Here is a 24,954-nt window from a genome sequence, read left to right on the forward strand (position 1 = left end):
AAAAAGAGCTTCTATTGAAGGTAAAAATGCTGAACTCAAAAGATTTCATGGACTGCATCGAGCAAGAGGGTATGGTCTATTAGGTGTATCAACACAATCGAAACTAGCGGCAATTGCGGTAAACATAAAGAGGATAGCAGCAAAAGTATCCTCTGATTTAACCGATTTTTTGAATAGTATCAGCATAAAATTTGTTTACCTCAAAATTTCAGTCTAAATTTGTTGAGAAAAGCTTGTTTTTCACTGGTCTCGTCCCGTCCCTACCGTTTCTACTACCGTTTCTATACACGCAAAGACCGCGGCGTCCTGCCGCGGATTGTATAAGTGCACTCTAAAAGCTTTGCTAATTCACATTTGCAGATAAATGTGAAGTGAAGATTATTTATATTTGGTAAATACAGAAAGGGGTTATTATGTACTATTTATATGAGTTTTCTAAAACGGCAAAATATATAGGTGTAGTTAGTTTAGTAGTAACTTTTTTTAGTGATTTAATGATATTCAAACTGCTTTGCCTATTTGGACTATTTGCATTTATAGAAATAGCCTTAAATTTCTCAGTTTTTAAATGCTCAGTTTTGCAAATTATTGGTATATTTAAAGTAAAGAGAAAGTTTGGAAATGAAGTGCCCTCTGTATTTAACTACAAAAGTGAAATTGAATATACATTACCTTTTGAAGGACAGTGGGTAGTAGTAAATGGTTGCTATACGAAAGAATTCTCGCATTCTTGGGATATTCCAACCCAGCGATATGCCTATGATTTTATTATCTTAGATGAAGAAGGAAAATCTTATCGAAATGAATTTAATCAATGTGAAAGTTATTACTGTTATGATAAAAATATTTTAGCTCCAGCCGATGGTATAGTAGTTGAAATATTAAATGTTGCAAAAGACAGTTTGATATTTAAAAAGGGGAAGTTTTTTTCAAAATCACCTCATATTGCTGGAAACTACATTGTTATTAAACACTCTGAAAAGGAATACAGTACCTTTGCTCACTTGAAAAAGGATAGCATAACTGTAAAGGTTGGAGATAGTATTTCAAGGGGGGATATTATTGCAAAGTGTGGAAATACAGGAAACTCAACAGAGCCACATTTACATTTTCAACTGCAAACAGGACAAAGTTTTTATAATAGTGCAGGTTTACCAATAAAGTTCAATAATATTAAACTTACTATCGCTCCCAATTATAAAAGATTTGATCATAGACTATCTATGCCAAAGGAGCAAATATTAGAAGGGTACATTTCTCGTGGATACAATGTTTCTGCTGGTTAGAGGTACGAAAAATGAGCTGTATCTTATTAGGCTTAAGTCGCATTATTTAATGTGCTGTATAGTTCAAATAATCAGTTTAAAGGTGCGACGTCCTGTCGCACTCTGAGTCACGGGGCGTATGGCATCTGAGAACAATGCATTTGCATAAAGGGAGAAACACTAGGGAGCAGTTCATTCTGTTTTCTTTAGAGCAATTTGTTCAATAAGTTAAGGATGGTTATATAACCAAAAACAGTAGGGCGGGTACCTAACATAATTAGGAACAGACACCCAAAGTATTTGTCGGTAATTAGTTTGAATAAACTATAAAATTTATATCTTTAAATAGTTATGGATTTAATGGTAGTAAAAAAATAGTTGAATTTATAACAAAAAGTCCCTACTGTTTGTCATGAGATTAACCAATATCAAAAGACAGAAGAGTTTAAGGAAAAATATAAAAATAGAGCTTCAATTGAAGGTAAAAATGCTGAGCTCAAAAGGTTTCATGGACTGCATCGAGCAAGAGGATATAGTCTATTAGGGGTATCGACGCAATCAAAGCTAGTGGCAATCGGTAAATATAAAGAGGATAGCAGCAATAGTATCCTTTATTAACGGATATTTTTAAATTTTGCTATATTGGCCTTATAAAACTGGTTCATCTCAAAATTTTGACCTAAATATGACTGAGAATAGCTAGTTTTTCACTGGTTTCGTCCCGTCCGCCATGTTTCTACAATTTATAAGTGGTTTTCGTAGTATCATTATTTGAAACTGTTTAAAGGCTAGACAATAATCTCAGTGTCAGTGCTATGGAAAAGTATTTTTATTTTTTTTCTATAGTAAGTTGACACGATCTCCGTAGAAATTGAAAATGACCGCTTCAAGTAATTCTGATAGAATAAAGTTAAGATCTATTGACACATTGTTTTACGTTATCAGAGAACAAATAAAAAAAATTAAGAATCAAAGAGAAAGGAAGAATTCTATGTATACTTTTAAACCACGCACGGAACGCATTGAAAGAATGCGCGACAAGGTTCGTGACAGAGTTATTGTTGCGGATGCAGAAAAGGCTCGTTTAAAGCTGGAAGCAACGCGTAAATATCGTAATTTCCCGCCAATGCTTGAAAAGCCTTACGAATCGCTCTATATCATTTCCAAAATGCCTATTGACATCAGAGAAGACGAATATTTTGCAGGAGACCTTGGAAACAAAAGCTGGGGCGCTGCCAACGGCACAATGTGGGTTATGGCAGATATTGAAAACACCTGGCCCATTGAGGCTGACGGCTTACATCACGCTCCCGATGATGACCCTCTTTACTCTCATCAGAAGCTGGCTATCTCCCCGGCAGATCTGAAAGAGCTGCGTGATATTCTAGCACAGCAGATGGCTGCAAACGGTAACATTATGCCTGAAGAATGGTTGCCGGACGGAGCACTGGACTTTTTCAAGCTGCAGGCTTCGGACTATGGAAAAGTCGGCGGCTTCCCAACAATGCTGCCTCCGGGTCATCTGACCCCCGGCTTCCAAAATATCCTCAAGAGAGGCTATGCTGATATCCGCAAGCATGCTCAGGATTGGATTGATGAGCATGAAGGCAATGTTCAGGGCGACAATATGGGCAAGTATATGTTCTATAAGGCTGCTACTGTTGCCTGTGACGGTGCAACCACCATGACCCGCCGTTATGCTGATTGCGCAAGAGAAAAGGCAAAGACAGTGCCGACTGCCGAGAGAAAAGCTGAACTTGAAAAGATGGCTGAGGGCCTTGATTGGATCGCAGAGAAGCCGGCACGCACCTACTGGGAAGCTTGCCAGCAGGTAATGATGTATAATGTTTTCCTCAAGGTTGATAACGATCCCGGCGTAACAAGTATGGGCAGATTTGACCAGTACATATGGCCGTACCTAAAAAAAGACCTTGAAGAAGGCAGAATCACAATGGACGGGGCACAGGAACTTGTCGATGCATTCTTCCTCAAAATCAACACTCTTTATGGAGGCGGCTTCGGCAAGATGCAGCAGACCGTAGGTATAGGACACCTTGGTCAGCATACCACCATCGGCGGCCTCATCCCCGAGACCGGCGAGGACGCAACAAACCCCGTTTCTTATATGGTTCTGGAAGCTATTTCACGCCTTGAACTGCATGAGCCGACAGTATCACTGCGTATAAATAAGAATACACCAAAGGAACTTTGGGATTGCGCAATGGCAACTTCCATGCGTGTAGGCGGTCTGCCGCTGCTTCAGAATGATGAAGTAATCGTACCCGCAATTGTACGTGAGCTCGGATTCTCTTTGGAGGATGCAAGAAACTTTGCGTTTATCGGCTGCCAAGAAATCACCGGTTCAGGATGTGATTATCCGGCTCCTAACGGATCATCTATGTCTCACAGCGGTATATACTGGGCTATTGCATTGGATATGGCGCTTAACAACGGCATTAACCCCATGAACGGAGCTCAGGTGCCTGAGAAACTACGTTCCGGATACCTGACTGACATGAAATCCATGGATGAAGTCCGTGCTGCGTTTGAAAAGATTGCAACATGGATGCTTACATGGTCTGCAACACTTAACAATTACACAGAGCATGAATATCCGAGACTATTCCCGTTCCCGAACCTCTCCATTTCGACCACGGGCTGCATGGAAAGCGGTAAGGACGTATCTGAAGGAGGCGCAAAGTACAATTCTTACGGCGGCACAGCAACCGGACTTGCAACTACTGCCGACAGCCTGACTTCGCTTAAATACATGGTATTTGATAAGAAGCTTATTTCCGGAAAAGAATATCTGGACGCAATCCTTGCGAACTGGGAGGGCTATGAGCTGCTGCGTCAGAGAATCCTCAACGAAGTTCCTCATTACGGCAACGCAGATCCTTATGCTGACGCTGAAATGAAGTATGCTATTGATCTGTATTATAACATTACCAGAGCGTTCTCAACACACCGCTGCAAGGTATATAAGTGCGGCACATTCGGTGCCTCAGACCATGTAGTACAGGGTGAGATTACCTGGGCAACACCGGACGGACGCAAGACAGGCACGCCTATTGCAGACGCATCCAGTCCTGCACAGGGCAGAGATGTCAACGGACCAACCGCTGTATTTATTTCATCCACCAGCTTTGATCATTCACGTTACATGGACGGTATGGCTCTCAATCTAAAAATCCACCCGACAGCGCTGAAAAGCGATGATGGCATTACCAAGCTCGAAGATACAACCAAGGTATACTTTGAACAGGGCGGTATGGAAGTACAGTACAATGTAGTAGACGCTGCTACACTGAGAAAAGCACAGGCAAAACCCGATGAGTATCATAACCTCGTTGTTCGTATCGCTGGATTCAGTGCATATTTCGTAGATATGACTCCGGCAATGCAGGAAGACATAATCTCCCGTGCTGAACACAGTCTATAATCTTTATATTGAACCTGTCTTTGATTTAAACAATCAAAGATAGGTTTTTTGTGCAAAATCAGAACGAGGTCGCAAGGTAACGCGGGGAGAATTTGAAGAAGTATTTGAGAGAGCAGACAAAAGATACGCAGAAAATAAAGATTTATATCGCCAAAGACAAATGATAGTAGAACATGTCTTTGGAACGATAAAACGAGGACAAGGGTTTTCATATTTTCTATTACGAGGTAATGAAAAAGTGAAAGCTGAGTCCTTTATGCACTTTTTGGGGTATAACATAAAAAGAGTGATAAATATTATTGGAGCTAAGGAGTTAGTGGGATACTTCAAGTCTCTTATTTTGTGTTGTTTTTCCTGGTATAGAAATAATAGTCAAACTAATGGTAAAACAAGGGTTATTTTTGTTAATTAGGTTAGATTTTATGCAGATGTATGGGTGATTTCACACATCCTGCCGTCCCTACTGTTTCTATATATGTTCTAACGCAACTATAGTTGTCTTCCCTACAATTTATACTGACTAAAACTGAGGTGATGGGACTTTCTATATAGACTAAAGAGATTTATTCATATGATGAAAAACTGTCAGTTTCCACATAATATATAAAAATTATAGGACATACTTTTAATTGATAAGTATGTGGTATAAAATGGTATAGAGCTGATTTATATGCCAAGACAAGCTCGCAAAGAGAGTAAGATACGGTATTATCACGCAAAATTGTACGACCTGAGGGGATTGGACTTCCTGTTTAAGAAACACTGGTATAGTCTCGTCCCTACAAGGTAAAATCATTGTAATATGGAGGAATTATGAATTTTGAGGATATAAAAAATATATTTGAGGGAAGAAAAAGCAAGTCATTAGATATTAAACAATATTATGGAGTTTTAGTTCCTATCATTGAAGTAGACAATAAACCTCATTTATTATATCAGGTGAGGTCTTTTACAATGCGTAGGCAGCCTGGCGAAATATCTTTTCCTGGTGGAAAAATAGAAGAAGGTGAAACATCATGTCAAGCAGCTTTAAGAGAGACAAAAGAAGAGATGGGCATCCAAACAGATTCAATTGATATGATAGGAGAACTAGATTATTTATTAAATAATACCAATGACATGATCTATCCATTTTTAGGATATTTGAGAAATGTAAAGTTTGAAGATATAAAATTTAGCAGTGATGAAGTATCAGAGATTTTTACTGTACCTATCGATTTTTTTATCAACAATAAGCCAGAAGTATACGATATGTCCTATAAAGTAAATGTAGATGAGTCATTTCCTTTTCACAAAATTCAAAACAGTGCCAATTATCAAAGAAGGACAATGACATACCCAGTGTATTTTTATGAGTACAGTAATTACATAATCTGGGGTCTTACTGCGCAGATTACAAGAAATTTTATTAAGGAATTAAGGAAAAAGTAAAGTTATAAAATATTTATATGACTGACATTTAAAATTAAACTTATTAACAAGCTGAGGTGAAATTTGTGGCCAATGTAATATCCATATCAAGGATTTTGATTTCTTTATCCTTATTATTTATTGATTGGCATAGCTGGCAGTTTATATATGTATATCTCATGTGTGGTATTAGCGATCTTCTTGATGGGTATATTGCAAGAAAAACAAAAACCCAAAGCTTACTAGGAGCAAAGCTAGATACTGTAGGAGATATGATTATGTTTGCAGTTGTGCTATATATATTTGCACCGGTAATTACCTTTACACATACACTCATTATTTGGTTGTTGGCAATCCTATCAATTCGCGTGTTATCGTTAATTATTGTGTTTATCAAATATAATATATTTGCAATGTTACATACAATAAGCAATAAGATAACAGGACTACTCTTGTTTTTTATCCCTATGGTTATTGGATCTCCATTAGAAAACCCTCTTATATATTTTGTTTGTGCTATCGCAAGCGTTTCTGCGATTGAAGAATTGATAATACATGTTACATCGAAAGAAATAGAAGTAAACAGTAAAAGTATATTCAAAAGGTAGAACATGAACACAAACACCGCTAAGCATTTACTGAATGGATCAAGAAAATACCATACCATAAGCATCATGTAATATTGCAATTTTTATTTCAATAGAAGAATCAATAAATTATTGTGATTTATTAGTATATATATAATAATTACATATAGAAGTTCAAATTGAAAATGTCCGAATAATCCTTTTATCGAGGTGTTATTTATGAGTATAGTAGAACGGAATTTTACAAGTTTTGATGGAAAAAACTTAAAGTACTGTCAATGGATTAAAAAAAAATCTATAGGTACAATAATTATTTTTCATGGGATGGCAGAGCATAGCAGGAGATATGATAATTTTGCTATGTTCCTTAATAATAAAGGATATGATGTATTTGCTTTGGATTTTAGAGGACATGGAAAAAGTATAGAATTACTGCCAGGTTATTTTGCAGATAAAGAGGGGTGGCAGATCGTAGTAAACGACATAAAATTATTTATAGATCATGTATTTGACAAATCAATCTCAAAAAACATTGTGCTTTTAGGCCATAGTATGGGTTCTCTGCTCTTGCGTAGCTATCTTATAAAGTTTTATGATCAACGGATAGAAAAGGTAGTACTTTCGGGAACGCCTGCTGCACCGTCAGTTGCAATGCTAAAGCTTGCTCAAATAATAACAGAAATCATTATTTTTTTGGGCGGTGGGGAAAAGCCATCTGCTCTGCTAGATGGTTTAGTATTTGGCAAATACTCATCTTCGATAAAGAACCCATTGACACCTTTTGATTGGCTCACCTATGATAAAGAGATAGTTAAAGAGTATATAGTTGATCCTTATTGTGGATTTGTTTGTACAGGTAGCTTCTTTAGAGATTTATTCAAAGGTATTAGTTATTGTAATGAAACAGAGAATATACTCAGGATCGATTCTACAAAGAAGATTCTAATATTAACTGGTGATGAAGATCCAGTTGGAGATTTTGGAAAAGCCTCTATATTGTTACAAGAAAGATTAAACAATGTTCTTAGAAAAGGTAATGTGATTCTCAAAGTATACAAGGGATATCGTCATGAAACACTAAATGAAATAGGAAAAACTCAAGTGTATGAGGATATCACTGAGTTTATTCGATGAAGAGAAACACTATAGGATACACTTTTGGTCATTATTGACTCTCTCTAATCCTGTATGTCAAAGAGAGTATTTACCATGACAACCAAATGAACTATAATATGATAACCAATCAAAAGTATATATCCGAAGTAGTTTGTTGATTATATAGTCATATGATGATATTATATGACTATATAATGGACCGGAAGAGGTGATACTATGGAACCAGCAATTAGACCATCAGCGGATTTAAGAAATCATTATAATGAAATTTCCAAGCAATGCAAGGAGTCTAGGAATGCAGTTATTATTACTGTAAATGGACGAGGTGATACAGCAGTTCTTGGTTTACAGGATTATTATCAGATGAAATCTGAACTGGAACTACTTAGAACACTTGCAGAAGCTGAAGATGACGTGAAAAATGGACGCGTAGCACCAATGCAGGATTCGATTGATAATCTTCGGGCATCTTTACTTGAAAGGAAGAATGGATGAAATATAAAATGTTACGAACGGATAAAGCAGAGGAACAGCTCCGTGAAATCGTTTTTTATATTGCAGATGATTCTGGTAATATTGATATTGCATTAGGATATCTGGACAAGATAGAAACTGCTATTAATCGCCTCCAGGAGTTTCCGGAGTCTGGAAGTATTCCTAGATATTCGACTTTAAAAAAGCAAGGATATAGAGTGGTAATTGTAGAAAGGCATCTTGTGTTTTATAAGATAATTGAGAAAGATAAGTTAGTTATCATATATGCTATTGTGGATGGAAGACAAGAATATCGTAATTTAATATAATGAGTACAAAAAGGCATTCGGGTTAAATCTGGATGTTTTTTTGCTTTACAGCAAGAAGTTTCTATCTTCTTATATAGAATGGCTCTGCATTTCACAATAGATACTTGGTTTTTTTACTAATTTGTGATTATACACGATAGTGGTAAGTTTAGTTTCTAATTTGACCAAAATATTTCTTTTTGTTCCTCAGTAAGGGCTTGAGAAAAATCTTTTTTCAATAATAAGAAATGTTCTATATCATTGAAAATTTGAAATAAAATTGCCCGGGTCTCAAATTCCTCACGAGTCTTGGGCAGATTATCTTTACGGATAATGTATTTTGTTTGTTCATAATCTTTGAGCAAATCTAAGGCATTGTTATATTCGTGAAAGGATTCAGCAATAAGTCTAAATTGCCGTGCAAGAGTGTGGGCCTGTTCCGGTACCCACGTGATTTTCGGGAGGTTTTCTCTTATTCTGTGTAGGATAATATATTGGCTACGCCTCAATGTAACATACTGTACGTAGTAACTTAGGTCACTTGTTAGGGTGTTATTTACTGTATCGTAGGCTTTAGAAAGTGCTATGTCAAGCGCCTTTTCAAGATTGTACATATCCACTTCAATGATTTCTGCAGATAGACTACTATCAAGTATTACTGCCATCTTATTAATTATTTCTCGCATGATTTGTTCTATTTGTGCTTGTACATGGGTAATCTCAGCAATTTTTCTAGAAAGAAATAAGTTTAAGATTACCCCAATCCCTGCTCCAATGATTAGAAGTGAAAACCCATTAAGTACTAATGACAGATGCATAGTTTCTCCAATCCAAAAATGGGTAATCAGCACAGAACATATGGCAATTACAGATTCTAGACTAAAAAAATAGCAAAAACTAATGAATATGAATAAATACATACCAAATGACCAGATATTGTACCCAATTAACCCAAAACAAGCATAGGCAATTATAACGGCTACCACAAAGGCAACAAAACGTTGTAGTGCTAGGCTAATGGTTTCTTTTTTTGTGTTCTGTATGCTCAGCAGAGTAATAATACCTGCAGAGACACTATTTTGCAAATTAAAAATCATAGCTAATGTAATGGCAAGACAACAGCCAATGGTAATTCTTATCACTCTATATAGACTAAATTTATTATTTATTTTCATCGTATGACCTCATTTGATTGATAGTGTAATTATAAAAGAATTTTGTACAAATTTCCAGTTAAACTACCTATCATATAAAAATAATTCGTCGTAATGTCGAATAGTATGATGTCGTCCCTTTAATTGTATCTTGACATATTTATAGGAGGTATTCTATTGTTATCCGAACCAAAGCTCAAAACATAATTGAGGAATTTTAAACTGAACATCAGGAAACATCCGGGACAGGACTTTTTGTATCGATTGACTATATAGTAAATTAAAATATAGGACATGCTTTTATTTGACAACTATATGGTATAAAATGGTATAGAGGTGATTAATATGCCAAGACAAGCCTGAAAAGAGAGTAAGACAGGGCATTATCATATTATGACACGTGGAGTAAATAAGGAGTACATCTTTAATGATAAGTTTCAAAGAGATATGATATTGAAGATTATTGAAGAAAAAATGCAAGAAGAACCATTTAAAGTAGTAGCCTATTGTGTAATGGGAAACCACTTACATTTAATTATTCATACAGATAAGCAAACTCTTATTGAGGTAATGAAGAAGAAATATTACAGATGAGAAATATTTATTCGGTGCCTTTAGGTATGCACATAATAATCTAATAATCCTGTGAAAGCGGGAATGGTTCAAAAGATACAAGATTATCCGTGGTGTAGTATGGCAGAATACTTAGAAGGCAATAATTTTCTTGTTGATGAAGAAGAGAAAGAGCTTATTTTAGATAGGTTTAATAGTGATGATGAGTTTAGAAAATTTCATGATATAGAAGATCAAAGAGAGTATCTTGAACTGAGAGAAGAATTAGAAGAAAAGAAGGAAAACAGAGCGATAGAAATTATTGAAGCACACTTTATTGAAAAAGGTATTCATGATAAACGTCAACTTAAGGATAAAGAAGAATTGATTAGTAGGTTACTAAAACAATCAAAGTTGTCATATCGAAAAATTGCGCAAATTACAGAAACAAGTTTAAATACTGTTTATTTAGTTAGTAAAAATCTTAAGGGGTAAGATTGACAAAAAATGAGTACTTCAGGTAGTGGGGGTGGATTAGATTTAATGTTTCATTTACTTGGAAAAGCAAGGAGGGAACAATTTGATTATAAAAGAAGATAAGCAATTCAATATTTTTCCCTCACATGTGGGACTGAGAAAATATATTTCCTATTACAATATCGTATTTCCGGCGAGTGATACGTTTATGGCACAATATACTCTTATGCCTAACGCTTGCGGAACATTGTCGCTTGCTTTTGACGGAAACGCAGTCATTGCTGAGCTGTGGGGAGCATCTTTAACCCCTGTTTTGTTAGGAATGGAACCAAATAGTTATCATGTCCTGCTACTTATCCAGCTTTCGCCCTATGGTTTGTATCAAATCACCCGTCAAAGCCAAGCGGAGTTTGCAGATAAACGACTTTCGCTTGCTGATATTGACAATGAGCTATTTCATTCTCTACATCAGGCTTTTGTATCATCAAAAACGATAATAAGTTTGATAAATAAATGTGAGCAAATTTTACATAAACGCATGGAAAAGCAAGTTGTTTCGGACTCATTGTTGTTGGCAACTGAAATGATTTCTGATAATTATGGACGAATACAAGTGAAAGAAGTTGCCAGACAATCCCATTATAGTGAGCGGCAGCTAAACCGTTTGTTTCTTGCACAAATAGGAATGAATGTTAAGGACTTTGTGCGCTTAATCCGCTTTAATTATGTGTTAAAGCACATTCAAAAATCGCCTTGCTTTTTTGCGGCATTGTCGCAACAAGCCGGATATTTCGACCAAGCCCATTTTGATAAAGATTTCAAGGCTATTAGTGGTGTTACCCCTCAAAAGTATCTGAAAACAATGTCGGATTTTTACTATGACGGAACGGAGATATATAATACAATTTCCTCAAAGGAGGAATGAGAAATGAAATATGAAGGTTGTCTTTTAGCGGTTAAGGATATATCCGCTTCTAAGTATTTTTATGAAAAGGTGCTTCATCAAAACGTTGTAATGGATATTGGCGTACATGTAACATTTGAGGGCTTTTCTCTGCAACAGGGATATGCCGAACTCGTAGGTATAACAGTTGATAGTGTGAAAGAACAGTCTCACAATTTTCAGCTCTACTTTGAAGTAGAAGATTTAGACAAAGTGTATGCCGAAATGAAATGCATATCCGGCTTACAATGGTTACATGAAATAAAAGAGTACCCGTGGGGGCAGCGTGATATTCGAGTATACGACCCGGACAATCATATTGTTGAGATTGCAGAGGATATGAATACTGTTATCAAACGCTTTTTGAATCAGGGCATGTCGGCGGAAAAAGTTGCCAAGCGCACAATGTTCCCCATTGGAGTCGTAAAACAGTATGCGTCGTGCTTTGATATATGACAAATAACGGCTTTGGTAAACCAAATCCGCTATTTTAATTTGAATATATAGTATGCTTATTATAACAAAATGGGTATTGATCTTATTGTGACATCAAAACCCAGCAAAATGAGGAGGAAGCCTATGAATTGGGAGCCGTGGACAGGTTGCTACAAAGCAAGTGATGGATGCACAAATTGCTATTTTTATGGGCCACATGCGAAACGCTATGGTCAAAGCACCATACAAAAAACAGATAAATTCGATTGGCCTATAAGGACGAATGCAAAAGGCGAGTACAACATTAAAGGTAACAAAATTCTTGCGACCTGTTTTGCAACCGACTTTTTCCTTCCAGAAGCGGATGAATGGCGCAAAGAGGTTTGGTCTATCATCAAGGAAAGAACCGACATCGATTTTTTGATTTTGACCAAGCGAATTGATCGTTTCCTTGTATCCCTCCCATCAGATTGGGGAACAGGATATGACAATGTAAATATTGGGTGTACTGTCGAAAATCAAAAATTAGCTAATTATAGGCTTCCATTATTTTTATCTTATCCGATCAAGCGGCGTTTTATCGCCTGCGCTCCACTTTTAGAAGCGATAGATTTAACACCGTATCTTCATGGCGTAGACCATGTTACAATCGGCGGCGAAACAGGGCGAGAAGCTCGTGAATGTGATTATGATTGGGTGCTTAATATCCGTGAACAGTGCGTAAAAGCAAATGTAACATTTTGGTTTAAAAATACAGGCTCGCTTTTCAAACGTGACAGCGTAGTGGAAAAAATAAACCCATTTAAGCAAACTGGTATGGCAAAAGAGCTTGGTATCAATATTTCAGATGGAAAAAGGTTGTTCTGATAGAATAATTAATTTAGTTTTCAGTCACAACGGTAAATAAAAAAACGTTATTGTGGCACTGAATATTTATGCGCCTAAACAAAATACAGTAGCCTAACGGCGGTTTTGAATTATAAATCAAAGCCACCGTTTTTCTTTATACAAAAAAGTCCTGCTTGTGGATACCGACCCACGAGCACGATTGTCTATCAGTTTTGGATACCAACAGCTGTCTTGCTAAAGTCATGGGAAAAGTAATTACCGAATTTACAGACTATTGGTGTTAATGTCAATATCAAAATGCATTAAAGTTCCAACATGGAAATGCATAAATATTTGATAGTACTTGTAGAAAAATTACAATTTACTATCTTTTTTACTTTCTCTCTTCCATCAGTTCACGAACATCTTTTGTTCGATAGGGGAAACACCCGGGACGGTATTGTTACGATAGGAGGTCTCTTTCGTCATTGTCCGTTTTACTTGGATTTGTTCACTATTCCGTTATTAGACTTTCCACATCGTAAAGCCGTGGTGCCTTTATGCCGTGCTTTCTGGCATCTGATATAACTTCCTGTACGGCATAACCAACTTTAGTGTGGTTATGCGACAGAAGTGCATAGGTCATGCTTTTAGGTGAAAAAATAACGTTACTCATAAGAAATCCAACGACTTTCGGTGGCAGGCCACTCATCACTTTTGTCATAACATCAAGTTTTGAGCCTTTTGCTTTCAAGACAGGGATAATTTCTCTTATATTACGACCTATTCCAATGAGCGCTTCGGGTGAAGAAATTACTTTTTCAAAACTGCCACTTTTTAATACTTCGACTTCCATTGCAACGTTTAAAGCGAAGTGATTCCAGAGCCAACTTTGAAGATCCTTTTGAACCATTATCTTAAAGCCTGCCCCAACAAAAAGTTTACGAACCTCTAAATCTCTTTTGGTAGGCACGGATTCAAATGTTCCAAACTGAACTGTCTTGTAAAGCCCACCGTAAAGTGTGTTTCCTTCAAATCCACCGCCAGCACCAGGGAAGCCACAAACAATTTGACTGTGTGGAATCGGCTGAACAGCTGCTTTAGGGTCTTGCCAAAAGTTATTGAAAAATAGAACTGTTGCATTTCCAACTCGTGGTGCAAGGTACTTTACCACACTTGATACTTGCTCGGGGTTGACACTCATAAAAATGAGGTCATAGTCGTGATTTTCCTTTATTTCCTCATGTGTAACAATAGGCCATTTTTCCTTGACTAGTCGGTCTTTTTTGCTTCGCCTTGCATCCCATATTTCTAAGTTTACATGTGAGCCATATTGCACCTTCCTACCTTCACGAACATAAAACTCAACGGTATGGCCTGCATTTTCAAACGCCCAAGCGTACTGTGTTCCTATAGTACCACGACCCAAAAATAGTATTTTCATAAATCATCCTCCTGAATGAACACGTGTTGACTTTTCAACAAGTGTTTGATATTCTTATCATACTGATTTGAGGAGAGAGTTTCAATGGTTACATTTGGTCCAACTGTTGAGAACTCAACACATTGCGCTAATTTGTTGAATATTTGGGGGAAAACTTTGTGGATAGAAGAATAAAAAAAACTAGGCAGTTGATTATGAATACCTTCATCGACCTTTTGGCTGAAAAAGGGTTTGAGAAAATAACCATCAATGACATTGCCAAACGCGCAAACATAAACCGAGGGACTGTTTATCTACATTACGTGGATAAATTAGACTTGCTAGATAAGTGCATTGAAACATATGTTGAGCTGTTACTATCTCACTGTGCCAATAGTGCTGACACCAATTTAGACGCAAGCGCATTTCAAAGCGTATTTGAATATTTGGAGAAAAATTTTACAATATACAAGTTGCTTCTTAGCAATGAGGGATTTGGATTTTTCCGTAGCCGCTTATATGCCATCATTGCGCAAACAGTAACTGAGGTTATCGGTATAAAGCCAGAAAACAATGCATTCTCAAATGCTGTAACCACTCATTTTTTGACTTCTGGGTTTATTGGAGTATTGGAATGGTGGATCAATAATTCTATGCCCTGCAATGTGCAGGAAATTACTGAGCAACTTTTGTTTTTGCTAGAACCATACACCAAGCACCTTGTTTCACGCTAATCTTATGTATTGGTGTCAGGCACCGAAGTTATCCAGTTATTGTTGCTATAACGCCTATGGTTCCATTAAAAGCGTTATCAGAAAATGCTCAACCATTATTCTAAAAGACGGAAAAGCAATGACACAATCAGACTTAATCCGCAGATTAAACCAAGTCATCAGAGGATGGTCAAACTATCACAAACACGTTGTGGCTAGTCAAGCATTCTCATATGTAAACAATACGCTATATTTACTACTGCAAAGATGGGCTAATCACCGTCACCCCAACAAGAATAAGTGGTGGCGACTAAACCGCTATTGGCATGAATACAATGGGAAACCATGGATGTTTATGACGGATGAATACATTCTAATAAATCTTAGGAGAATTCATATCGTTAGACACCTAAATTTGCAAATTTCGAAAAATCCTTTTTTGGATAAAGAATACTTCATCCAAAGAAAAAAGAAACTTCATTCACTCGCTGCCACCTGAAAAGGTTAAGGGATGCTTGAGCCGTATGAGCGGGAAACTCTCACGTACGGTTCTTAGACGAGGGAAAGGGAGCAATCTCTTTTCTTTAGTCGAGTATACTACAAAAGCATTTAAGAAAAAGCTAGATAAAGCAGGAATGACACAAAGTATGTCTAGAGTATCAAGATGCATCGATAACGGCCCAGTGGAAGCATTCTGGGGGATGCTAAAATCTGAGATGTATTATCTAAAAAAATTCAATTCATACAATGAACTCGAACAAGCAATTATTGATTACATAGATTACTATAACAATGGTCGTTATCAAAAGCGACTTAACTGTATGACACCGATAGAATTCAGGAATTATCTAAAAGATATAGTAGCATGAATTGTCTCCAATTATATTAAGAGTAGTTGGAGATATAAGAGACGTTTTTTGTTTTTTCACTTGTCTACTTGACAGCGAGCAGTTCACAGCCTACCGTCCCTAGCGTTTTCTCAGCCGGGTGAAAGAGGCGGCAAAACTCGGAGTTGTAATCAATGAATGCTTTTTTGACGCTACAATATTAAAAAAACTCGTAAAAATAATACGAGTTTTAAAGCGGGTTTTACTCTATAATAAATTGTCTTTGATATGAAAATCCAGACTTAATTCTTTTTGTTTTTTAAAATATTATCTATTACAATTTTATCAACATCAATAAACCTACCATAAATTTTTTTATATCTTTTATTATTGCTCAAATCCAAACGATAAGCACCAGAGTCTTTAATCCATTTATATTGATTAAAATCATCCCATCGAATTAGTTTCGGTATATCAGTAAAGATATACAATCCTCTATCTGTAATAATCAATTTAGGGTATTTAAAATAAACGATGATACCTAATAGATAATTAGAATGCATAACTAATAACATTAGTATACTATAATTCCCATCGACAAGATATTGATTAAATCCTTCAAGTATTATTCGAACAAAAACAGCACTAAATATGAGTAATACCAATATAGTATAGCCTACTATAAATAGTTTATTTGTCTTATTCTCTATATAAGAACTACTCCTCTTATATTTGTGCTGAACAAAAATTAAATTATCTTTCATTAAAATATTTAACGTAGTTACATATTTTATATTTAGTACTAGCGATATAATACATATTAGTATAGTTACTATAAATAAAAGATGGTCAATTGTATTAAATATTCTTAGTTGATTTAAGATAATAAAGAAGATAAATGACAATAATAAGATATTCATTACGCTCCATAAAATTAAAGGCAATCTACTTATACTATAGACTGAATTGTATTTTCTTGATAAAAATTTAGGGTCTCCAATGGACTTTAAAGATTCACTTAATGCCTCTTCTTCTTCCATTCCCATTTCAATCTTTTCTTCTATTAGTGATAGTATGTGATCATTTAATTCATCAGTTATATTTTGGTGGACATTTGTATTTAACACGCTTATTAATATACTATTTATATAATCATCGATTTGGTCTCTCATAATGTACCTCCGAGAAGGCTATTCATTGAATTGCTGAAAATTATCCACTCTTTTTCTAACTTCCTTATTTCCATTAAACCTTTTTTTGTTATTTCATAGTATTTTCGCCTTCTTTTATCTTCTTTCCAATAAGATTTAATCAACTCTCTTTTTTCCATGCTAATTAGAATTGGATACAAGCTTCCTTCTTTCCATTGAAAAAGATTATTAGACTTTTGATCAATTGTTTTGATCATCTGATAGCCGTACATAGGTTCTTTTTCTAGCATCTTTAATATTAATATTAGCGAACTTCCCTTAGTTAATTCTTGATTTAAACTCATATTATCACCTCTTGCATAGATTATCTATGCATAGAATATCATAGTATGTTTGCTTATTCAATAAATATTTTTATCTCTATAATTTTTTATTATATTACTCTTATTTAATATAAATCTATACAATACACTCAGGAGTTTAATCAAAAACTTATTCCACTAATAAAAAAAGCATATGAAGAAAAAGGTTGAATTCTGGGATATAGGCAAGCTGAACAGAGAAAATGATTTTCAGATCAATGAAAAACGTATTTACAGACTTATTCAGATAATAAATCTTAATCTGTATGCCGGAGAAAGAAAAAATACTATGTGAAGTACACAAAACAGGTTACCTCTGAGAATTTATTGAATCGTAAATTTATGGTATAACTTTGGAGAAAAGTGGCTTACGGATGTAACAGAAACGAAGTATGGAAAAGCAGTAATCTTAAGGGATACATTGGCAATGTAACTTTTTGTATCGATTATAAGATTTCTGCAAATGCCTTACTTGGTATACTTCTTCATGGCGCACCATATATGGGTACCCTAGAGATATAGATTGATTTTTAAAGGGAAAGAACATATAATAATTGTATTCGATGACCGAGGTCATGATGATTTATAGAAAAAATAAAAATACTTAGGAGATGAATAATTATGAAAAAAGTTACTATATGGTTGTTAGTAATCACGTTTATATTTGTATTGTCGGGATGCAATAATCAAGAGCAAGAGAAATTAAGTTCAGAAAATTTAATAACAAGCCCAATTCCTATTACTGAAAATGACGAGATTGCGCCTATATCATACGATAATGTCCATCAGAGTAGTGAACTTTTGACGGAGGGTAATAATACCTATGTGGGATTTGGTTACGATGTGTTAAATAACACATATATAGATCCCCTCAGCTTTTCATTGAGCAACCCTATTCTCAAAGAAGAAGAAGTTCAAAAGCAGCTCAAGACCCGCATCCCCAATGCTAAAAGCTCAGCTAACATCATAGGCTCAAGTGTAAGTGAATACAGCAAGCAATTGTCTGTAAAACTTAATTTAAGTGCAGACTATCCGATGTTTTCCGGAAGTGTATCCGGTGAATACGATTTAAACCAAACTAAGAAAGAAAACACTTATTTTATAAAATCTATGAGTGGATATATAAAATCCAGCGATTTCATAAACAATAGTGTCAATCTTAAAACAATCCTTGACGATACTTTCAAAAAAGACTTAAATAGCAATATGGAACCGAAAAAACTGTTTGAAAAATATGGTACTCATCTTCTTACAGAAGCATTAATGGGCGCACGTTGTACATATAACTATACATATACCTCTTCATCATCGCAAAAAAAGTCAGAAATCCTCGCAAAGGTAGATACAACTTATAGTTATATATCAGGCTCGGCTAGCGATGATCAAAAGAAAGAAGCTACTGAATTTCTATCAAACACGTATTTCCAGTCAATGTTGACCGGTGGTGCAGATATTGATGCTTCCACGATGCCAAATCTTTTGAAAAATTTCCCTACTTGGGTGGCTTCACTAAAAGATACTACCCCTACAATTTATGGGATCAGCAATATAAACTCACTTACACCTATTTGGGAGCTTACCGACAATGCTGACCGTGCAACAGCACTGGAAAAGGCTTTTAAAAAAATGGGCGGCGACGTTAAAAGTTTTCTTGATGAGTTGTCGAAAATCCCAGAGAAACCTTCAGGCAAAACTTATATAGAATCTGTTATCATAATATCCGACAAAAATAAGAATGTTGCCACAGATGGTAGTTCATATCCGGGATATACTATGATTGATAAGGATCTCAACAAGGATGCAGGAGGAGATTATATCTATCTCTGGTACAATACAACTACAGATCCGGATAAAGCACTGCGGGATATTCGATTTACATACGATAGTTTTAAAGATATACCCCAGTTCTATACTAAAAATGATCATGACCTGAACAAGGGAGCTAGCGGAGCATATATTTATATGTGGACAACAAAACAAAAAAGCATTGGAAAACCTATTACAGGGATTAATATTTACTATGGAGAGAATGCAGATATGCCTAGCGGATATGAAGTAGGATTGGTAAATAATAAAGAATCAAAAACTCGGGCTGAACTCAATTACAAGGCAGGAGGAGAGTTTATTTTTCTTGGATATACTAATGAATAAAAAGCAAATACATAATCGGCAAATGTGTAGTTAATATATAAAACCAGCAGAACTTATATGAATTCTGCTGGTTTTTAAGTTAGTTTAAAGAAAAATGGAAAAAAACTATTTGTTATCTCCAATACTAGCCAGTAGCATAGAAAAGTGGGTTAATGCTTGTCCCTTTAAATCAAAATCGGGATAACGTATGCACCATTCATAGCAAATTCCTCTGATAGCCATGACAAGATGTCGAGTCAGTTGTTCAAGGGACAAATCTGTTTTAAATTCTCCATTTTGTATCCCTTCGTTCAACTCAGCAGCAAATATTTTATAAAGTTCCCTGCCATAGTCTTTAATATTTTCCATGTTTACTGACCTTGTGAGCTGTATTTTATAAACAGCACACATACGAGCATGTCCAATATTGTCTACAAGAACATTGGAGATTTTTTCAATTAAGAGAAGCATTCGTTCTAATGACGGCATATCTTTTGGTAAGGAATCCATATAGGACTGATATTTCAGGTCAGTTGTTTTAACATAATCGGCAATTAAGGAAGTAATCAACTCATCTTTTGACTCGAAATGCACATAAAATGTGGCCTTTGACACTCCTGCTGATTTTGTAATATCATTAACACTTACATTATTAAAGTCATATAATTCAAATAATTTTTCGGCACTTCTATATAGATTATTCTTCGTTTTTGCACCCATTATTTTTCTATTGGTCATTCCTTCTTTTTTCACAATCCTGCACTCCTTCATATACCGTGGAACAAAAACAAAGTGAAACTTTATTAAATAGGGGGTTTATTCATCCGTAGTCGAACAAATCGGGCTTTTACAGGCACATGATCTCCTATCTTGAAATCTTGAAGTAGGAGTCTTAGTGCCTGTTAATGCGGGACAAACCTTAATTCACTAATTAATGTCATTAATTATATTGTTATTATAGCTGAAGATAGATATGATTTCAAGTGAACCGCCATTGTTATCCTATCAGGTTAAGTTTCCCTATTACAAACTGTCCATAGTAAAAGCTTTCTATGAGGGCATAGTCTTTTCATTGTGTTAAATTATATTATAGTATCATTCGTTTTTAAAAGAGCAATTTATATAACTAATGATGGAGATAATGCTTTTGGATATAAAATACACCTAAGTATCATCTCGAAGGTAAAATAGATAAATTATTTTAAATCTTCATAAATTTTAATAGTATCTTTTATATGCTTATTGTCAGGATTACTAATATCTTTTAATTTTGCTCCCATGACTACTGCTATATATTCCACATCATCTTTTATAGCCAGAGTTGCCCAACATTCTCCCGCTTCATATGTCGTACCAGATTTTCCGCCAATAATATTAAATCCATTTTGAGGTACCTCATGAAGTTTTGTAAGCACTGTAGATTTTAAAATAATACCATTAGGGTGATCTAGCGTAGAAGTGGTGTTAAAGGTTTCCTTAGTAAATATTGCACGAAAATGTCCATTGTCTAAAGCATAATCTAGAAGTTTTGCCATATCATAGGCAGTAGTATATTGGTTTTTATCATGAAGACCTTCTGGATTAACAAAACGCGTATCATCTAATCCGAGTTCAGAAGCCTTACTATTCATAAGTTCAACAAAAGTTTCTACACTTCCTGCTATATTTATAGCTAATGAATTTGCAGCCTCACCCCCTGAGTTTAAAATGGTCCCATAAAGTAAGTCTCTATACGTGGTTTGCTCTTTACCAAAGAACCCTGCCATTGAAGAATTATTATTAACCATTTCTTTATAAGTATCTATATCTATCGGAGCAATAGCAGACAAATCTTCTATGTGTTCTAACGCAACTATAGTCGTCATAATTTTAGTCAAGGATGCTGGATAGGTCTTGGACTTATGATTTTTCTGTATGATTTCACTTTTAGAATTTCGGTTTACGATATATATATATTTACTATCATATTCGTCTCTCAGTAAATTAGTATTTACATCTAATTTTTCTTTCATTAAAAGAAGTCCAAATACTAATAAGATAACAATTAAAATTATCTTTACGGTTTTATAAACTCTCCTCATATGCTGCCTCCATAAATAGCAATTGTTTTTTTTCTAAATTAAAAATGATATTAGTTTGCAATATTAGAATATCATACAATAGAAAGGGTTGTTTTACATCTTTCTTAAAAGAATCTTAAAGTTTCCCTACAATTAATTCAAATAATTTTTCGGCACTTCTATATAGATTATTCTTCGTTTTTGCATCCATAATTTTTCTATGGGTCATTCCTTATTTTTTCACAATCCTGCACTCATTCGTATCTACTAGTTTCTTTATGATTTCGTACTTGTTTTTTTCTGTCATGTTTAAATTCACCTTTCTTATTGTGATCACCTCATTCCTTAAAGTATATGAGGTTTAATTATACCTGGTTTTTAATATTTTGGACATAATCAAAAATGGTTTAATAAAACATTATTAGAAATCAATCAGAATCAAAACTAAACATAATTAGTTTTGATTAATATGGTATCGTATACATGATAATCTGAACATGGTAAGTTTTATATACATTTAAAATTTACAATAAGGTGGGTGGTTAGAATGTACTCTCAAGAGTATAAGGACAAAGTTAAACTTTTTAAAAGTACTATCAATCATGAAAAAACAAAGAAGGTCCAATAAATTTGTATAAAGACACAACATCTCATATATTTGAGGTGTTGTGTCTTTTTATAACTTAAGAATTAGTATTTTTTATTGCAGGGTTTTTCACAAACGAAACTACATACTAAGCAAGTAGGCAATATTATGTCATTCAAATATTGCTCAAAATCTTATATTTTTATATCAAGGTAACTAATTGCTTTTTATTCTATTAGACATATCGAAAAGGTGAATAAAAGACTAGTTGTTTCTTTGAAATTTTTAATAATAAGGTTTTGTTTTCCGTATTGATTAAGCAATTACCTGCTTCTTTAATTCACTAGCAAGATAGGAACCAAGGCCGATAGTGCTCTCAATGTGTAATAGTGGTTCACTAGATAGATCAAATAGCATGGTGGCATTAGGCGCCATATCATCGTCTCCTTCCCAAACAATCACACATAAAGGTATTTCGGGAAAGGCCTGGAAAATAACTGATGCATCACCGAAGGATGCTGGTTGCCCTCCTAAAGCGGCTGCACAAGCTAATAATTGGTGAGAGTTATGTCCAAAGGCCTTAATAAGATCTACAATTGAGCTTTTATAAAAGGCTGGATAAAACAAATTTCCACCACTGGAAAGCTCTTTAAGACTGATCCATTTGTTAGTGGTTTCTTGTGGTGGTTGTGCGTAAGTTAGATAATTAAGTATTATTATAGAAACTATTATTTCTGGAACTTGTCCATCGTCTTTTCTGTAAATCGTTTCATTATTGCAGTCTAAGATATACTCTGAGTTAAAAAATTTTACCACGAATTGACAGGTGCTACTACAGTACTTAACAGCAAGTTGTGTTGTGATTTCTTCTGGTTCCTTTCTTTTTAAATCTTGCCACCAGCGATCATAAGCAATTCGGTAATTAGTTTCCATCTTAAATACCTCCACTATTATTTAGTACACTATTTTATATCATTCTCATACTAACTGATTTCACAAGTTGGATATTACGTCATTTCATAAAAATCTGTCAATGTCCTACGCTCTATTAATCTAGAGGTGTGGCAATGCCTAGTATAGTTAGATCTGTATTGTAGAATATTCTTTGGTAAATCTCTTCTATGGTAATTATAGGTGTGTATACACATAACTTATTCTTAATCTATTTTAATTATCCCATGTTGTCAAGAATAAATTACTGAAAAATTTATTCTAATATCTTATTTTAAGATTATAATTCAATCAGAAATTGGTTATTATTTCAAAGCTCCCATTGTTCTTATGTCTCAAGAAAGCCTAGTATTATGCCAGAAATAAATGATGGCCTATTATTTAGAGCGGCTTTTATCAATGTTTCTTATGCGCTTTTTTAGTTCATTCTCCGAAAGATCCTCGTTGCTGCCAGTGCGAGACCGACACCGTGCTATTTTGGTTTTTATATCCGCATAGATAAAAATATTGATGGGGTGAAGCTCACGCAAGATATAATCCGAGCATCTTCCCACAATGACACGATCTCCCTGTGCCGCCATGTCTTGAATTACGGAATACTGTGCTTGATGGATTTTTGCACTGGGAAGCTGATCATAAGGAATTGAAAAGCTTTTTGCAATGGTAATCAGGCTGTTTTTTCCCCGATTGGAACTAAACAATACCGAGCCGCCTATGCCTGAAAGCAGTCCAAAGCTGTATATACCATATCGACCAATCCATATATGGATGTAATCAGCGCACTTCCAAAAGAAGCGTATAAATACTTCAAATAAATCTTTTTTAAATTATCATTCAATAAGTCCATATTTTCCTCCTGTTAAAATAAAAAAGCCAGATAAGATAGCAAGCGTTCCAGCCTGCCACCTTATCCGACTTATCATTTTTTGTGAATGATTTGCCCTCCGATGGAACAATGAAATTATGGCATAATATGTAGAGGAAAGTCAACCTGTTTATTTTATTGAAGATTAATAAAACAGACTTCAATTACCTGCCCCCAGTGTTACTGCAAGATATTTACTTACTCGATATTAAGTAACATAATACTTGTATCGAGCTTTTTTACGCAAAACTTCCGATTGTCCTCCTAACTAACTGTCCCGATAGTTTCTCCTTGACAAGTTTCATTTACAAATCTCATGGAAACTTAAGACTTTCCTATTAAATAGCAAAATGGTTAATTTGGATTTATGAGAAAAAATTTTATGATTTCTCTATGTGGTATAATTATGTAGTCAAATGAATTGAGGTGAATCAATGAAAAGTAGAAAAATTTTGGTACTTAGTGTTATTATGGTAGTAATTTTGGTAATCATAAGCGGCTGTGTCCCAGGAGATGGAAATAATTCACAAATCAATACGGCAGGATTTTTTTCTGGTGTGTGGCATGGATGGATCGCACCATTTTCTCTAATATATTCTATTTTCAACAAGAATATTGGCATTTATGAGGTTTACAATAATGGGTTTTGGTATGACTTTGGCTTTTACATGGCCATTATTAGCGGTTTTGGAAGCCTAGCACTATCCAGGAAAAAGAAAAAGGGTTGCAAAGAAGACCGCTAACAAAAGAAATTTATGTATTTTGTTATGATAACGAAAATAATAATAATTTAATGGAAGAGTATCGCAGTGGTCATAACGATCCGCACTCGAAATACGGTAGTCCGCAAGGTCTCATGGGTTCCAATCCCTCCGCTTCCGCCATATCTGCAATT

General features: G+C 35.0%; 27 protein-coding genes and 2 pseudogenes. 21 read left to right on the forward strand and 8 right to left on the reverse strand.

The window, feature by feature from the left end:
- From GC105_RS00005 to GC105_RS00050, 10 genes and pseudogenes are all read left to right on the forward strand, one after another.
- Positions 1–217, forward strand: a 217-nt coding sequence (locus GC105_RS00005) for a transposase (protein ID WP_193708197.1), incomplete at its 5' end; no start/stop codon positions are given.
- 196 nt (positions 218–413) lie between these two features.
- On the forward strand, positions 414–1,286 hold the full coding sequence (locus GC105_RS00010; protein ID WP_152800494.1) for a M23 family metallopeptidase: 873 nt from the start codon (positions 414–416) through the stop codon (positions 1,284–1,286).
- Between the two features lie 390 nt (positions 1,287–1,676).
- Positions 1,677–1,875: pseudogene (locus GC105_RS00015) on the forward strand (transposase); the annotation flags it as partial.
- 381 nt (positions 1,876–2,256) lie between these two features.
- Positions 2,257–4,707 (forward strand): pyruvate formate lyase family protein, encoded by a 2,451-nt coding sequence (locus GC105_RS00020; protein WP_193708198.1) that lies wholly within the window; start codon positions 2,257–2,259, stop codon positions 4,705–4,707.
- A gap of 61 nt (positions 4,708–4,768) precedes the next feature.
- Positions 4,769–5,119: pseudogene (locus GC105_RS17665) on the forward strand (transposase); the annotation flags it as partial.
- A 401-nt stretch (positions 5,120–5,520) separates the two neighbouring features.
- A complete protein-coding gene (locus GC105_RS00030) occupies positions 5,521–6,138 on the forward strand; it encodes an NUDIX hydrolase (RefSeq protein WP_152800496.1) in 618 nt (205 codons plus the stop codon).
- 65 nt (positions 6,139–6,203) lie between these two features.
- Positions 6,204–6,725, forward strand: a complete 522-nt coding sequence (locus GC105_RS00035; protein ID WP_152800497.1) for a CDP-alcohol phosphatidyltransferase family protein — start codon at positions 6,204–6,206, stop codon at positions 6,723–6,725.
- A gap of 198 nt (positions 6,726–6,923) precedes the next feature.
- Entirely contained in the window at positions 6,924–7,838 is a 915-nt protein-coding gene (locus tag GC105_RS00040) for an alpha/beta fold hydrolase (protein WP_152800498.1), read from the forward strand.
- Positions 7,839–8,036: 198 nt separating this feature from the next.
- Positions 8,037–8,315, forward strand: a complete 279-nt coding sequence (locus GC105_RS00045; protein WP_152800499.1) for a type II toxin-antitoxin system prevent-host-death family antitoxin — start codon at positions 8,037–8,039, stop codon at positions 8,313–8,315.
- The gene (locus GC105_RS00050) at positions 8,312–8,623 is read left to right on the forward strand and encodes a type II toxin-antitoxin system RelE/ParE family toxin (RefSeq protein ID WP_152800500.1); all 312 of its coding nucleotides are present in this window, start codon (positions 8,312–8,314) and stop codon (positions 8,621–8,623) included. The genes GC105_RS00045 and GC105_RS00050 overlap by 4 nt, the downstream gene beginning before the upstream one ends.
- Positions 8,624–8,778: 155 nt before the next feature.
- On the opposite strand, the gene GC105_RS00055 is transcribed toward GC105_RS00050, so the two are convergent.
- Positions 8,779–9,777, reverse strand: a complete 999-nt coding sequence (locus GC105_RS00055) for an aromatic acid exporter family protein (protein ID WP_152800501.1) — start codon at positions 9,775–9,777, stop codon at positions 8,779–8,781.
- Between the two features lie 369 nt (positions 9,778–10,146).
- Between GC105_RS00055 and GC105_RS00060 the strand changes: the two genes are divergently transcribed.
- The 5 genes from GC105_RS00060 to GC105_RS00080 all read left to right on the forward strand — a co-directional run bounded on the left by GC105_RS00060 (position 10,147) and on the right by GC105_RS00080 (position 13,030).
- Positions 10,147–10,350 carry a transposase gene (locus GC105_RS00060; RefSeq protein ID WP_343029914.1) on the forward strand — a complete coding sequence of 68 codons (204 nt, stop codon included), beginning with the start codon at positions 10,147–10,149 and terminating at the stop codon, positions 10,348–10,350.
- 51 nt (positions 10,351–10,401) lie between these two features.
- Positions 10,402–10,803: a hypothetical protein gene (locus tag GC105_RS00065; RefSeq protein WP_193708199.1), complete on the forward strand. Its 402-nt coding sequence runs from the start codon at positions 10,402–10,404 to the stop codon at positions 10,801–10,803.
- A gap of 85 nt (positions 10,804–10,888) precedes the next feature.
- On the forward strand, positions 10,889–11,710 hold the full coding sequence (locus GC105_RS00070) for a helix-turn-helix domain-containing protein (protein WP_152800504.1): 822 nt from the start codon (positions 10,889–10,891) through the stop codon (positions 11,708–11,710).
- A gap of 3 nt (positions 11,711–11,713) precedes the next feature.
- The gene (locus GC105_RS00075) at positions 11,714–12,184 is read left to right on the forward strand and encodes a VOC family protein (protein WP_152800505.1); all 471 of its coding nucleotides are present in this window, start codon (positions 11,714–11,716) and stop codon (positions 12,182–12,184) included.
- A 123-nt stretch (positions 12,185–12,307) separates the two neighbouring features.
- The gene (locus GC105_RS00080; RefSeq protein ID WP_152800506.1) at positions 12,308–13,030 is read left to right on the forward strand and encodes a DUF5131 family protein; all 723 of its coding nucleotides are present in this window, start codon (positions 12,308–12,310) and stop codon (positions 13,028–13,030) included.
- A gap of 475 nt (positions 13,031–13,505) precedes the next feature.
- Here the strand turns inward: GC105_RS00080 and GC105_RS00085 are convergent, their stop codons facing one another.
- Complete coding sequence (locus tag GC105_RS00085; protein WP_152800507.1) at positions 13,506–14,435, reverse strand: ketopantoate reductase family protein; 930 nt, start codon at positions 14,433–14,435, stop codon at positions 13,506–13,508.
- A 158-nt stretch (positions 14,436–14,593) separates the two neighbouring features.
- On the opposite strand from GC105_RS00085, the gene GC105_RS00090 reads away from it, so the two are divergent.
- From GC105_RS00090 to GC105_RS00100, 3 genes are read left to right on the forward strand one after another with little or no spacing between them, the layout of a single operon-like run.
- On the forward strand, positions 14,594–15,148 hold the full coding sequence (locus GC105_RS00090) for a TetR/AcrR family transcriptional regulator (protein ID WP_343029907.1): 555 nt from the start codon (positions 14,594–14,596) through the stop codon (positions 15,146–15,148).
- A gap of 4 nt (positions 15,149–15,152) precedes the next feature.
- Positions 15,153–15,626, forward strand: coding sequence for a group II intron maturase-specific domain-containing protein (locus tag GC105_RS00095; RefSeq protein WP_152800508.1), 474 nt, complete (start codon positions 15,153–15,155; stop codon positions 15,624–15,626).
- Positions 15,627–15,651: 25 nt separating this feature from the next.
- Complete coding sequence (locus tag GC105_RS00100; RefSeq protein ID WP_152800509.1) at positions 15,652–15,996, forward strand: IS3 family transposase; 345 nt, start codon at positions 15,652–15,654, stop codon at positions 15,994–15,996.
- Positions 15,997–16,256: 260 nt separating this feature from the next.
- Here the strand turns inward: GC105_RS00100 and GC105_RS00105 are convergent, their stop codons facing one another.
- Together GC105_RS00105 and GC105_RS00110 are read right to left on the reverse strand one after the other, a co-directional pair.
- The gene (locus GC105_RS00105) at positions 16,257–17,126 is read right to left on the reverse strand and encodes a permease prefix domain 1-containing protein (RefSeq protein WP_152800510.1); all 870 of its coding nucleotides are present in this window, start codon (positions 17,124–17,126) and stop codon (positions 16,257–16,259) included.
- A complete protein-coding gene (locus GC105_RS00110; RefSeq protein ID WP_152800511.1) occupies positions 17,123–17,449 on the reverse strand; it encodes a PadR family transcriptional regulator in 327 nt (108 codons plus the stop codon). Before GC105_RS00110 ends, GC105_RS00105 begins: the two co-directional genes overlap by 4 nt.
- Before the next feature lie 172 nt (positions 17,450–17,621).
- Between GC105_RS00110 and GC105_RS16695 the strand changes: the two genes are divergently transcribed.
- Both GC105_RS16695 and GC105_RS00115 read left to right on the forward strand, forming a co-directional pair.
- Complete coding sequence (locus GC105_RS16695; protein WP_193708200.1) at positions 17,622–17,762, forward strand: hypothetical protein; 141 nt, start codon at positions 17,622–17,624, stop codon at positions 17,760–17,762.
- Positions 17,763–18,088: 326 nt separating this feature from the next.
- On the forward strand, positions 18,089–19,618 hold the full coding sequence (locus tag GC105_RS00115; RefSeq protein WP_152800512.1) for an MAC/perforin domain-containing protein: 1,530 nt from the start codon (positions 18,089–18,091) through the stop codon (positions 19,616–19,618).
- A 105-nt stretch (positions 19,619–19,723) separates the two neighbouring features.
- Here GC105_RS00115 and GC105_RS00120 read toward each other — a convergent pair whose 3' ends face one another.
- The 4 genes from GC105_RS00120 to GC105_RS17390 all read right to left on the reverse strand — a co-directional run bounded on the left by GC105_RS00120 (position 19,724) and on the right by GC105_RS17390 (position 23,895).
- Complete coding sequence (locus GC105_RS00120; RefSeq protein ID WP_193708201.1) at positions 19,724–20,350, reverse strand: TetR family transcriptional regulator; 627 nt, start codon at positions 20,348–20,350, stop codon at positions 19,724–19,726.
- A gap of 443 nt (positions 20,351–20,793) precedes the next feature.
- Complete coding sequence (locus GC105_RS00125) at positions 20,794–21,678, reverse strand: D-alanyl-D-alanine carboxypeptidase family protein (protein ID WP_152800514.1); 885 nt, start codon at positions 21,676–21,678, stop codon at positions 20,794–20,796.
- A gap of 880 nt (positions 21,679–22,558) precedes the next feature.
- Entirely contained in the window at positions 22,559–23,176 is a 618-nt protein-coding gene (locus GC105_RS00130) for a DUF3786 domain-containing protein (protein WP_152800515.1), read from the reverse strand.
- Positions 23,177–23,571: 395 nt separating this feature from the next.
- Positions 23,572–23,895: a cytidylate kinase-like family protein gene (locus tag GC105_RS17390; protein ID WP_193708202.1), complete on the reverse strand. Its 324-nt coding sequence runs from the start codon at positions 23,893–23,895 to the stop codon at positions 23,572–23,574.
- 598 nt (positions 23,896–24,493) lie between these two features.
- On the opposite strand from GC105_RS17390, the gene GC105_RS00140 reads away from it, so the two are divergent.
- On the forward strand, positions 24,494–24,802 hold the full coding sequence (locus GC105_RS00140; RefSeq protein WP_152800516.1) for a hypothetical protein: 309 nt from the start codon (positions 24,494–24,496) through the stop codon (positions 24,800–24,802).
- Positions 24,803–24,954: the final 152 nt, after the last annotated feature.

Source organism: Alkalibaculum sporogenes, from assembly GCF_009362815.1.
Classification (GTDB): domain Bacteria; phylum Bacillota; class Clostridia; order Eubacteriales; family Alkalibacteraceae; genus Alkalibaculum_A; species Alkalibaculum_A sporogenes.

Coding starts and splice junctions, on each gene's coding strand:
- GC105_RS00095 (WP_152800508.1), top strand. CDS start 15,153: ATGTATTGGTGTCAGGCACCGAAGTTATCCAGTTATTGTTGCTATAAC.
- GC105_RS00040 (WP_152800498.1), top strand. CDS start 6,924: ATGAGTATAGTAGAACGGAATTTTACAAGTTTTGATGGAAAAAACTTA.
- GC105_RS00085 (WP_152800507.1), bottom strand. CDS start 14,435: ATGAAAATACTATTTTTGGGTCGTGGTACTATAGGAACACAGTACGCT.
- GC105_RS00115 (WP_152800512.1), top strand. CDS start 18,089: ATGAAAAAAGTTACTATATGGTTGTTAGTAATCACGTTTATATTTGTA.
- GC105_RS00130 (WP_152800515.1), bottom strand. CDS start 23,176: ATGGAAACTAATTACCGAATTGCTTATGATCGCTGGTGGCAAGATTTA.
- GC105_RS00030 (WP_152800496.1), top strand. CDS start 5,521: ATGAATTTTGAGGATATAAAAAATATATTTGAGGGAAGAAAAAGCAAG.
- GC105_RS00110 (WP_152800511.1), bottom strand. CDS start 17,449: ATGAGTTTAAATCAAGAATTAACTAAGGGAAGTTCGCTAATATTAATA.
- GC105_RS00020 (WP_193708198.1), top strand. CDS start 2,257: ATGTATACTTTTAAACCACGCACGGAACGCATTGAAAGAATGCGCGAC.
- GC105_RS00125 (WP_152800514.1), bottom strand. CDS start 21,678: ATGAGGAGAGTTTATAAAACCGTAAAGATAATTTTAATTGTTATCTTA.
- GC105_RS00080 (WP_152800506.1), top strand. CDS start 12,308: ATGAATTGGGAGCCGTGGACAGGTTGCTACAAAGCAAGTGATGGATGC.
- GC105_RS00050 (WP_152800500.1), top strand. CDS start 8,312: ATGAAATATAAAATGTTACGAACGGATAAAGCAGAGGAACAGCTCCGT.
- GC105_RS00075 (WP_152800505.1), top strand. CDS start 11,714: ATGAAATATGAAGGTTGTCTTTTAGCGGTTAAGGATATATCCGCTTCT.
- GC105_RS00105 (WP_152800510.1), bottom strand. CDS start 17,126: ATGAGAGACCAAATCGATGATTATATAAATAGTATATTAATAAGCGTG.
- GC105_RS00140 (WP_152800516.1), top strand. CDS start 24,494: ATGAAAAGTAGAAAAATTTTGGTACTTAGTGTTATTATGGTAGTAATT.
- GC105_RS00100 (WP_152800509.1), top strand. CDS start 15,652: ATGAGCGGGAAACTCTCACGTACGGTTCTTAGACGAGGGAAAGGGAGC.
- GC105_RS16695 (WP_193708200.1), top strand. CDS start 17,622: ATGAAGAAAAAGGTTGAATTCTGGGATATAGGCAAGCTGAACAGAGAA.
- GC105_RS00010 (WP_152800494.1), top strand. CDS start 414: ATGTACTATTTATATGAGTTTTCTAAAACGGCAAAATATATAGGTGTA.
- GC105_RS00055 (WP_152800501.1), bottom strand. CDS start 9,777: ATGAAAATAAATAATAAATTTAGTCTATATAGAGTGATAAGAATTACC.
- GC105_RS00045 (WP_152800499.1), top strand. CDS start 8,037: ATGGAACCAGCAATTAGACCATCAGCGGATTTAAGAAATCATTATAAT.